This is a genomic window from Natronomonas sp. (assembly GCF_046710025.1).
Taxonomy (GTDB): Archaea; Halobacteriota; Halobacteria; order Halobacteriales; family Haloarculaceae; genus Natronomonas.
The window spans coordinates 1-10,647 of record NZ_JBKEGK010000078.1 but is presented as its reverse complement, the minus strand read 5'-3'; the positions used below and the strand labels follow the sequence as shown (position 1 = coordinate 10,647).

Annotated in this window: 7 protein-coding genes and 1 pseudogene; 5 read left to right on the top strand and 3 right to left on the bottom strand. The window is 60.3% G+C overall.

The features are described from left to right. From ACI944_RS07170 to ACI944_RS07160, 3 genes and pseudogenes are all read left to right on the top strand, one after another. Nucleotides 1-897, top strand: a pseudogene (locus ACI944_RS07170) (DNA polymerase II large subunit); the annotation flags it as partial. 150 nt (nt 898-1,047) lie between these two features. Continuing rightward, nucleotides 1,048-3,174, top strand: a complete 2,127-nt coding sequence (locus tag ACI944_RS07165) for a helix-hairpin-helix domain-containing protein (RefSeq protein ID WP_411718370.1) — start codon at nt 1,048-1,050, stop codon at nt 3,172-3,174. Between the two features lie 98 nt (nt 3,175-3,272). Next, nucleotides 3,273-4,397, top strand: coding sequence for an ORC1-type DNA replication protein (locus ACI944_RS07160; RefSeq protein WP_411718369.1), 1,125 nt, complete (start codon nt 3,273-3,275; stop codon nt 4,395-4,397). Between the two features lie 195 nt (nt 4,398-4,592). Here ACI944_RS07160 and ACI944_RS07155 read toward each other — a convergent pair whose 3' ends face one another. The 3 genes from ACI944_RS07155 to ACI944_RS07145 all read right to left on the bottom strand — a co-directional run bounded on the left by ACI944_RS07155 (nt 4,593) and on the right by ACI944_RS07145 (nt 6,973). Next, the gene (locus ACI944_RS07155) at nt 4,593-5,714 is read right to left on the bottom strand and encodes a Zn-ribbon domain-containing protein (RefSeq protein WP_411718368.1); all 1,122 of its coding nucleotides are present in this window, start codon (nt 5,712-5,714) and stop codon (nt 4,593-4,595) included. A gap of 127 nt (nt 5,715-5,841) precedes the next feature. Next, nucleotides 5,842-6,327 (bottom strand): DUF2073 domain-containing protein, encoded by a 486-nt coding sequence (locus ACI944_RS07150; RefSeq protein WP_411718367.1) that lies wholly within the window; start codon nt 6,325-6,327, stop codon nt 5,842-5,844. 4 nt (nt 6,328-6,331) lie between these two features. Continuing rightward, nucleotides 6,332-6,973 (bottom strand): Era-like GTP-binding protein, encoded by a 642-nt coding sequence (locus ACI944_RS07145; protein ID WP_411718366.1) that lies wholly within the window; start codon nt 6,971-6,973, stop codon nt 6,332-6,334. Nucleotides 6,974-8,070: 1,097 nt separating this feature from the next. On the opposite strand from ACI944_RS07145, the gene ACI944_RS07140 reads away from it, so the two are divergent. Both ACI944_RS07140 and ACI944_RS07135 read left to right on the top strand, forming a co-directional pair. After that, nucleotides 8,071-9,882 carry an AAA family ATPase gene (locus tag ACI944_RS07140; RefSeq protein ID WP_411718365.1) on the top strand — a complete coding sequence of 604 codons (1,812 nt, stop codon included), beginning with the start codon at nt 8,071-8,073 and terminating at the stop codon, nt 9,880-9,882. Between the two features lie 219 nt (nt 9,883-10,101). Further along, nucleotides 10,102-10,647, top strand: a 546-nt coding sequence (locus ACI944_RS07135) for a hypothetical protein (protein WP_411718364.1), incomplete at its 3' end; no start/stop codon positions are given.

Below are 10,647 nucleotides of genomic sequence, written 5' to 3'. Positions count from 1 at the left end.
CCGAAGCCAGCTCAGACGGACGGCGGGAACGGGTTCGACGCTGTCAGTTCAGTTAAGTATAAAAAGTATACTATAGAAAATACATATTGTCTTACAGTTGAAGATACGAACACACTCTCGGTTAGTGGGGTATATACGGGCCAATGTGACGGAGATGAGGACTGTATCATGCTTCTTATGGACGGAATTATAAATTTCTCTAGAACGTTCTTACCAGATCAAAGAGGTGGCCGCATGGACGCACCCCTGGTCATGTCCTCCCGGATCGACCCGGCGGAGATCGACGACGAGGCTCACAACATGGACATTGTTTCGGAGTACCCCCGCGAGTTCTATGAGGCAACTCGCGACATGGCCGACCCCGGCGAAGTCGAGGATCTGATCCGAATTGGCGAGGACACACTGGGAACCGACGAACAGTACCGCGGGTTCGAACACACCCACGACACCGTTGACATCGCGGCGGGGCCGGACCTATCGGCGTACAAGACGCTGGGCGACATGATGGAAAAAATGAACGCCCAGCTGGAGCTTTCCCGAAAGCTACGGTCGGTCGACGAGACCGACGTGGCCGAGCGGGTCATCGAGTACCACTTCCTGCCCGACATAATCGGCAACCTCCGGGCGTTCTCGAGACAGGAGACACGGTGTCTCGACTGCGGCGAAAAGTTCCGCCGGGTGCCGCTGACTGGGGATTGCCGGGAGTGTGGCGGTCGGGTGAATCTCACGGTCCACGAGGGCTCGGTGAAGAAGTATATCGACACCGCGATCCAGGTCGCCGAGGAGTACGGCTGTCGGGAGTACACAAAGCAACGGCTCCGGATCTTAGATCGCGCCGTCGAGTCGGTGTTTGAGGACGACACGAACAAACAGAGTGGAATTGCGGACTTCATGTAATCGCCGGGGCGCTGAGATTATATCCATGTGAGATGACACTAAGACGTAAGACCCGTGTCTGTGTGAGATGTGACTGGACGGCCAAGGGGTCGGATCGGGTGGGAAGGCGAGCGATGGGGTTTTGCCACAGGGAGACACAGGGGGCGGTAGATGGAGTTTGAGGAGTTGGAGTCGATCCCGGGGGTTGGCGCGAAGACGGCCGAGCGGCTGTCCAAACTCGACGATCCGGCCGAGGCGGTGTCAGAGGGCGACGTCTCGCGGATTGCCCGGGCGCCGGGGATCTCCGAGGGGCGGGCCGCCAGAATCGCCCGAGCGGCGATCCGCCGACGTCACGGCGATTCGGGAGAGTTTCTCGCAACTGATCGCGCCGAGGAGTTGTACGAATCGGTCCTCGGGCTGTTACAGGAGCGGGCGGTCACGGCGTACGGGCGAAAGCGACTCAAAACGCTGTACCCGAGCGCATCGGCCTCCCGGATCGAGGAGGTTCGGTCGTTCGCGAGGGAGGCCGTCGACCGGGAGCCGACACCAGCGCTTCTGGAGGCGCTCTCGGATGTCGAGCCGCTCGAATCGGCGGAGACGGTCCGGGTGAGAGACCGATGTCTGGCGACGAGCGACGCCGAGACGTACGCCGAGGCGACCGACGCGATTCCGGAGCTGAGCGTCGAGTTGGTCGACGACGCCCGGGGCATCTCGGACCTCGCCCGCGGGTATTCGACGGTCGTGGTGTTGGACGAGGCCTTTGCTGGGATCGAACTTGAAGCGGACGCCGATGTACGCGTAGAGCCGGACGCGCTCTCGGAGCCGGCAGCCGTCGTGCCCGAGCGAACACTTTCGTTTTTTGCCCAGAATAAGCACCGGCTGCTCGCGGCGACGGCGGTTCATCGGGCGGTGTCGACGGATGACGGCGGAGCAGCGATGGACGACGGCCTGCTCGGAGGCGATACAGACGTGTCGATCGACATCGGGACGCTTGAGAGGGCGCTTGAGCGGCTGACCGAGGGCGGCGGGGTCGCCGACGACGAGCGATTGAGCGCGCTTCAGACCGCCATCGACGATCTGGATGCCGCCGTCTCGATGGCTGAGGGGGTTGCCAACGACCGCCTCCGGGCGGCGATTGAGGAGCGGGACGTGACGATCGAGGGGGCGGACTTACTCTCGCTCGTCGAACGCGGTGCCGGGGTCGACTCGCTTTTAGAACGCGAACTCTCCGAGGAGTTCGCCGAGGCGATCGAGGCAGCTCGCGAACGGCTCGTTGATGCAGTCGGGATCGACGATTACGAATCGCTGGTCCGAGGGGCGTTTCCAGAGGAGCCGACGTTTCCGGTCGAGCACGACGGGCGGGTGATCGACCGGCTCCGGGAGGAGTTGAGCGCCGAGCGGGACCGACGGGCAACGCGTCTAAAACGTGACGTGGCCGAGGAATTGGGGGGGGTACGTGGGCCGGCCGAGGCACTCGTCGACGCCGCTTTGGAGCTCGATGTCGAACTCGCCGTCTCGCGGTTCGCCCGAGAGTTTGACTGCACGTTCCCGGCGTTCGAGGGGGACGGAATCGAGATCGAAGGGGGGCGGTCACCGGTTCTCGACGTCGGCTTCGAGGACATCGAGCCGGTCGACTACGGGATTGAGGGCGTTTCGCTCCTGTCCGGCGTCAACAGTGGGGGGAAGACGTCAACGCTCGATCTGGTCGGGACGATCGCTATCGTGGCTCAGATGGGGCTTCCGACACCTGCTGACGCCGTGCGGACGCAGCGCTTCGAGGCGCTTCACTACCAGGCAAAGACCCAGGGAACACTTGATGCGGGGGCCTTCGAGTCGACGCTACGGGAGTTCGGATCGCTGGTCGGGGGTGCCGAGCGACGGCTGGTGTTGGTCGACGAATTGGAGTCGATCACCGAGCCGGGCGCGAGCGCGGTCATCATCGCCGGAATCTTAGAGGCGCTGGCCGAAAGCGATTCGACAGCGGTGTTCGTTTCACACTTAGCAGGGGAGATTCTCGATGCGACCGACGCGGAGGCGGACGTGAGTGTCGACGGGATCGAGGCCGTCGGGCTGATCGATGGGGAGTTGCGGGTCGACCGGTCGCCCGTCAAGGGTCACCTTGCGCGGTCGACGCCGGAACTTATCGTCGAGAAGTTAGCCGAAGAGGAAGACGGGACAGGAGGTGATGTAGGCGGTGGAGATGGCGATAGCGTGGATCGTGGAGGGAACGATGATTCGGGGAGCGAGGGGGGATTCTACTCGTCGCTTCTGGAGAAGTTCGAGGGGAGCAGCGCTTGATCGCTGGTCGGCGGTGTCAGTGGGTCGATAGCGTTTGCGGATCAGCGGAGCAACCTCGCCCGAAGGCTTAACACGGCGGGCAGCGTGGTGAAAGTGAAATGGCGGACGATGATATGCTCTCGTGGGACGAATCGGTGTTCCGCGACGAGCACGTCCTTGAACTTGATTACGTGCCGGAGGCGTTCCTCCACCGCGACGAGCAAATGGAGACGCTGAAGTACGCGCTCCGGCCGGCGGTTCGGGGGTCGCGGCCCCTCAACGTGATGGCCAGGGGACCGCCGGGGACCGGGAAGACGACGGCGGTCCAGAAGCTGTTCGGCGAGTTGGGAAACGCCGGGGGTATCAAAGTCGTTCGCGTGAACTGTCAGGTCGACTCGACTCGGTATGCGGTCTTTTCGCGGCTGTTCGAGGGGCTCTTCGAGTACGAGCCGCCGGCTTCGGGCATCTCATTTAAGAAACTTTTCGGGCAAATCACCGACCGGCTGGTCGAAGAGGACGAGGTGTTGGTCGTCGCGCTGGACGACGTGAACTACCTCTTTTATGATGGCGAGGCCTCGGATACCCTCTACTCGCTGCTTCGGGCCCACGAGGCCCATTCGGGGGCGAAGATCGGCGTCATCGTTGTCTCCTCGGACCTCGATTTGGATGTCATCGAGGAACTCGATACCCGGGTGCAGTCCGTGTTTCGGCCCGAGGAGGTGTACTTCTCAGCCTACGGGGAACGAGAGATCGTCGAGATACTTGCGGAGCGGGTCGACCGCGGGTTTCGGGATGGAGCCGTCGACACACGGGTTCTCGATCGAGTCGCGGGCTACACCGCCGACAGCGGCGGGGACCTACGGGTCGGGATCGACCTCCTCCGGCGGGCCGGATTGAACGCCGAGATGCGGGGGTCAACGGCGGTCGACGTGGAGGATGTCGATTCGGCCTACGAGACGGCAAAGTACGTCCACCTCTCAAGACACCTCCGCGGGCTCTCGGAATCTGAATCGGCACTGGTTCGGGTGCTCGCGGATCACGATGGGGAACAAGCGGGGGACGTTTACGAGGCGTTCAGCGACGTCACGGGCCTCGGGTACACCAGGTACTCCGAGATCGTGAATAAACTCGAACAGCTGGGACTCATCGAGACGGAGTACACCGAGGTCGACGGCCGGGGGCGGTCGCGCGCGCTGTCGCTGTCATACGACGCTGACGCGGTGCTGGAGCGGTTGGAGGAGTAGTCGGGTCGGCGAGTAATCGGGTCGGCGAGTAATCGGACCGAAGAGTTGTCGATTAGAGTACAACTCGGTTGTTGATTAAAATGGAGTCGATGCGCACACAGATCGTGACACTCTGTTGGGTCATATACGTATCCGAAATTTTTGTGGAAGAATATGTACACGTTTGAAGGGCACACCTCCGGGGGACGGCCGCAGTTATCTGTCGTCGGGATCCTCGCCGATCCACTGCTCGGGGACCTGGATGACGTACCGGCCGTTCTCCTGAAGCGCGATGATGTACTCCTCACGGTCGTACAACTCCATCAGGTTGAGTTCGTACTGGCCGGGTTCGAGGATTTTGATCGATTCGAACTGATCGTTCAGTTGTTCGCGGAGGTCGGCCAGATCCGGCTCCTCGTCCGTTGGTTCGCTAACCACCTCGCCGTTGGCGGGGCGTTCGGACCCCTCCGTCAGGGGTGACTCGGGGTCGGTGGGCTGCGTGGCGTCGTCGGAAGCGGAAGAGGGGGCTTCGGGGACGCTAGTTGGGGTGTCCGTCGATTTGTCATCAAGTTCCGACGGTGAGACGACATCCGAACGGGCACTCGACTGTGCGAGGTCCTCACCGCTGTCGGGGGGCCGGACATTGTCACGACGGGCGTCGGCGTCGATGATCTCGCCGTCCGCCGCCGAATCGGGGTCCTTGCTATGCGTGTGGGTTTCAGGATCGGTGTCGGTTGTGACCCCTTTGTTTCGACTCGAACGGGCGTCGCCCGTTGAGTCAGATGTTCCATTGTCCCAGTCGTCGGGCCACTCGGCCTCCGGGTCAGGTGAAGAAGAGTCCGGAGAAGCAGCCGAAGAGTTGGGGGGAGAGGAGTCTGAAGAAGCAGCCGAAGGTGGGCCGGAGGCATCGGAAGGGGAGTCAGAGTGGTCGACTGGCGAAGAGTTAGGGGAATCGGAGCGAGCGGGACGATCAGAGCGATCAGGGGGATCCGGTGACTGTGTGTCGTCGGAGGTAGCGGGCGTTTCGGGACCCGAGGAGACGAGATCGCGGAGTTGTGTCGTCGCCCGTCCGACGGTCTCGGCGACTGACGACGTGTCCGATTTCGGGCGGTCCTGCTCCGGCGATTCCCCCGTCGATGGTTCGGATGCCTGGGCGGGGGGGCCCGACGATCCGGTGGCGGCTTCCCCGTCGCCCGACGCGTCGTCAAGGGCGGGATCGGCGGTCGTTCCCGCAGGTCTGAACTGGAACTTGTTGCCGCCGCAGTCCGGACAGCCCGACAGCATCTCCTTGGAGCCGTCTTCAAAAGTGTGGCCGCAACCGGTGCACTGGTGTGGCATAGTTATGAGGATTGTAAGTACGTGTTGTGGGAGGTGGTGGTGTGGTGGGTGCGTGTTGTGGGAGGTGGTGGTGTGGTGGGTGCGTGTTGTGGGAGGTAGTGGCCGAAGCCTCAAGCCTGCCGGATTATCAGGTCCGGGTTATCAGTGTACTGATGAGTTTTTCGTCTTTGTGGAGCGTCTCGATCCGATTCGCTGGACCGATGACGGTCAGTTTGTTGGGATCGTCACGGCCAATGAGGCGTCCGAGCAGTCCGCTGTCGTTGCTCCCCGCGCCGGGGTAGCTTTCGACCTCGATGCCCGTGAACCCGTCGGGGTTGATTTCCGACATCGTCACCTCGATCAACTTGGACTCTTCGTCGGGGTCGAGACCCTTTTCAAGGATTACGATGTTGCCGTCGCGGACACCATCGAGGATGAGGCGGATCTTCTCCATGGTCCGCATCCCTTCGATGCGTTCGGCGCTTATCATGTCGATTTGTATACCGTCGATGCTCGGCTCACCGCCGGACCCATCTTCCGGAGCGCCACTGGATCCGTCTCCCGGAGCGCCACCGGATCCGTCTCCCGGATTGGTTGGATCGTCGCCGTCGTCGTTTGCGGTTATTTCGGGCATCGTATCACCCGAAGTACTCCGCGATCTTGTCGTACACTTCGTCCATGTTGTCACCCTCAAGGGCGGACAGCGGCACCGTCTCATGTTGGGGGAACGCGTTCGCGATCCGCTGGACGTTTGCATCCTCGAGATCGATCTTATTCGCGAAGATGAGCACCGGGAGGTTCTGGCTCTCGATAATCCCGATGAGCATTGTGTTGACCTGTGTGAACGGGTCTTCGACTGCGTCGAGGACGTAAATCACGCCGTCGACATCCTCGCGAAGCCAGTGCATTGCCTCGGCAACCCCTTCGGTGGCTTCTCGAGAGCGACGGACGGCATCGTCCTTATCAATGTCGTGTTCGAGAAACTCGTTGTAATCGACCTTGGTCGTGACACCGGGGGTGTCGACGACGTCGATGGTGACGGATTTACCATTGCGTTTGATTTCGACGTTCTCCTTGCGGCGGGCACGGCGGGTCTCGTGAGGAACGTGGCTCTCCGGGCCGACGGCGTCGCCAGTCCAGTCACGGGCGATCCGGTTCGCCAGAGTCGTTTTCCCGGCGTTTGGCGGCCCATAGATGCCGATTCGCTTCGGCTCGCTGCCCGCAAAGAGACTCGACGTGGCGCGAGAAATACTCGATTTGAGGCTTGTTAGCAGTCCCATATCATCCTCCCACGGCCCCGATTTCGACTCGAAATCGGAGTCGCTCTGCACATAGTACCATACCGCATTCACTTAATTGTGCGTCAGACGCTCGTCAGATGCGGCATGGTGGTCCGGGACAGCGTCTTCTGCTCATCCGGATACTTGGCTCCCGTTCGCCGACGGAGAGTTAATTCAAGAACGACGACAGGATAGCACGTGAAACGAAGAGTGAGCAGCACCTGAAACTAGGAGTGAGTAGCACCTGAAACGACGAAAGAATGGTACGTGGGTATATAAACATGGTATGTGGCATAGCCGTGTTCCCCCCATCCCCTTTGTTTCGGGTGGAACCAGTCGTGGAAGGGCGGGATGGTGGACGGCCTCGGGGACTGGGAACCAGCTTATCTAACCACTTAGCAAAAGCAATCTACATATGTTATTTATTACTAGAAGTACGCTGTATTCTAGCTTCCGCTAGCTACTATTATAAATAAACTAGTAAACCTATAGATGACATCTTCCATTACGGTTTTGATTGTACTGATTACTACATAAGCGTTTTTGTCTCGTATCGCCTTCTGGTCTCCCGACCCCCTCCCCTCTATTTTCTCTCTCCACCCGAAACAAAGGGGTTGGGGGGTGTTGCCCTCCGTTTCGAGTGCAACAACTGGAGATCGTCTATCCAACCCGTTTGCATCTAACTTTCCCCGACTCGACTTTCGACATCTTGCGTTCAGTCGACCTCCCTCTGTGGGGCCCTGTGTATGGCATGTACTTACTCGCCACCGGAGACTCCTCAGTTTTCAAAACCACCGAGGACCCCTCGGTATTCAGAGCCACTTGAGACCCTGTTGCTACCTAAACTCCATACCAACACGCGTAACACCGGATAAATTGATATAGATGCACCAACACACCACGCTACGTGTAGCCCAATCGCTGAGGCCGAGGTATGAAAAAATTTAATGCGCTGTTCGACCATCGATTCGACTGCATCAACTGGACAATAGATCGCCGTATATATATGTATATTTGGCTCTCAGGCTCTGTACCCCCCACTTTCCACCGTCGCGTGGGTGGTACTCCACATGAAACAAAGGGGTAGTAGAACAACAATGGAAGACGATACCGGCGACGACACACCCGAGGGAATGACCAGCGATCGGGACGATCGGACGGACAAATCTGTATCTCCCCCGACTACCGGCCCGGAATCGGACGCTGATTCGGAGCCGAACGCTACCCCGACTACCGATCCCAACGCAGAACGAGATTCTGACTCAAGCGCAGCCCCCTCTGGACAGCCTCCGAATCCCGACCTCGAGCACTCGGATGTCCCGTCGCAGTCGTCTGATTCTCCAGTTGAAACGAAGGGGTCTGGAGAGGCAGATGCATCGACGGACGGGGCCGACGGCACGGACAAGATAGACAAGGCTGACGCCACCGTGACGACCGACCGGATCGACGGATTCTCAGGCGACGTTGACCTCGACGATCTCGAACTCGACGCAGAAGACGACGATACCGGTGAACCTGACGAGGCGTCCCGGGGCCTCTTCGACGACCTTCTTGAGGGCGAACCGATCTTCGAGAACAAGGAGGTCCTCCGCCCGTCGTACACGCCCCACAAACTCCCTCACCGCGAGGAGCAGATCAACAACATGGCGACGATCCTCGTTACCGCACTTCGTGGTGACACTCCCTCGAATATCCTGATCTACGGTAAGACGGGGACCGGCAAGACAGCCAGCGCGAAGTTCGTCAGCGAGGAACTCGAGACGACCTCACAAAAGTACGAGGTCCCCTGTGAGGTCCAGTACATCAACTGCGAGGTGACCGACACCCAGTACCGTGTCCTTGCCCAACTCGCGAACAAATTTATCGAGCAGAACGAGACATACATCGAGGACCGACTCGAAGAGCTCGGCGAACTCCGCGACGCGGCGGCCGAGGACCCGAGAGAACTCGACGGTACCGAGTTCGGCAGCGTCGCGGCCGTCGAAAACGAGGTCACCACTCTTGAGGACGATCTCGAGGAGTTCGCCCCCGTCCCAATGACCGGATGGCCCACCGACCGGGTCTACTCGACGTTCTTCGACGCTGTCGACTACCATGAACGCGTCGTCGTAATCATGCTCGACGAGATCGACAAACTCGTCGAGAAGTCCGGTGACGATACGCTGTATAATCTGTCGCGAATGAACTCAGAACTCGTTAATTCTCGAGTGTCGATCATGGGTATCTCCAACGATCTCAAGTTCACCGACTTCCTCGATCCCCGGGTCAAATCCAGCCTTGGCGAGGAGGAGATCGTCTTCCCGCCATACGATGCGACCCAACTTCGAGACATCCTCCAGCATCGAGCTGAGACGGCATTTAAACCGAACATCCTCTCGGAGGACGTTATCCCTCTGTGTGCCGCCTTCGCCGCCCAAGAACACGGCGACGCCCGCCGGGCCCTCGACCTTCTCCGGACAGCGGGCGAACTCGCCGAGCGCGACCGGACCGAGACAGTCGAGGAGACTCACGTCCGAAAGGCACAGGAGAAGATCGAACTCGACCGGGTCGTCGAGGTCGTCCGAACGCTTCCGACGCAGTCGAAACTCGTCCTCTACGCGACCATTCTCTTAGAAAAAAACGGCGTCCACAACATCAACACCGGCGAGGTGTTCAACATCTACAAGCGCCTCTGTGAGGAGATCGACGCCGACGTCCTCACCCAGCGTCGCGTCACCGACCTGATCAGCGAACTGGACATGCTCGGCATCGTCAACGCCGTCGTCGTTTCGAAGGGCCGGTACGGCCGAACAAAAGAAATCAACCTCTCGGTCCCTCTTGATGAGACGGAGGCCGTCCTGCTCTCCGACTCCCGCGTGGGCCAAGTCGAGGACGCACAGCCGTTCGTGCAGGCCCGTTTCGACAACTGAGTCTCGGTTCGCCCTCGTTCTACACCTCTCGGCCGGTTGCCGCCCCACCTTCGAGAACTACAACAGAACTCAGCAGCTGAGAACAGAAATAAATTGAAGAAGTTAAATCATCCCCCATCAAACTGTTAGTATGAACCAGGCCACAAAAATCGTCCTCGGTACCATCGGCGTCGCGGTCGTCGTCGGGCTTGCATTGCTCACCGGCCTCGTCGTCGCCTGATGTTCGAACAACGGTCGCTCTCCGGAGAACTCGACGAACTCCGTGATGAGCACGCCCCTGAGACGCTTGTCCTCGATGTCGAGCGAGACTTCGAGACGCTCCCCTCGGCCGTGGCGGAGAGCCTCCTCGCCGTCGCCGACTCCGTCGACCCCGCCGACTACGATGAGTCGTGGATCCCCGACGACGCCCCCGAGACCCTCCACCGCCTCGCGGGCGACGATTTCACCGTCGGTGCGCCCGGCGACGGCGGCGTCGCGTGGACCAGGCAGACAGACCCACCAATCGTTCTCGTCAAGCCCCGTCTTGAGGGCTCCCCAGATGGGTTCGTCGACTTTCTCGTCGCTGAAGCCCTCGTCGAGATTGGTCTTGGCGGGCCCGAACACTTCCTCGGGTTCTTCGAGGACGACTACCGCTCGCTCGCCGACGCGACTTCGCTCGGGTCGGCTGACACCTACCAACTCGCCGCCGCACTCGTTGCCGCCTTTGTCGGCCGTTCAGCGCGCCCTGTCTTCGCCGACTGGGCCGACGCTTTCCCCAGGCTTTAT

Excerpts from the sequence above, each read along its gene's own strand:
- ACI944_RS07160 (WP_411718369.1), top strand. The coding sequence starts at position 3,273 with ATGGCGGACGATGATATGCTCTCGTGGGACGAATCGGTGTTCCGCGAC.
- ACI944_RS07155 (WP_411718368.1), bottom strand. The coding sequence starts at position 5,714 with ATGCCACACCAGTGCACCGGTTGCGGCCACACTTTTGAAGACGGCTCC.
- ACI944_RS07140 (WP_411718365.1), top strand. The coding sequence starts at position 8,071 with ATGGAAGACGATACCGGCGACGACACACCCGAGGGAATGACCAGCGAT.
- ACI944_RS07145 (WP_411718366.1), bottom strand. The coding sequence starts at position 6,973 with ATGGGACTGCTAACAAGCCTCAAATCGAGTATTTCTCGCGCCACGTCG.
- ACI944_RS07150 (WP_411718367.1), bottom strand. The coding sequence starts at position 6,327 with ATGCCCGAAATAACCGCAAACGACGACGGCGACGATCCAACCAATCCG.
- ACI944_RS07165 (WP_411718370.1), top strand. The coding sequence starts at position 1,048 with ATGGAGTTTGAGGAGTTGGAGTCGATCCCGGGGGTTGGCGCGAAGACG.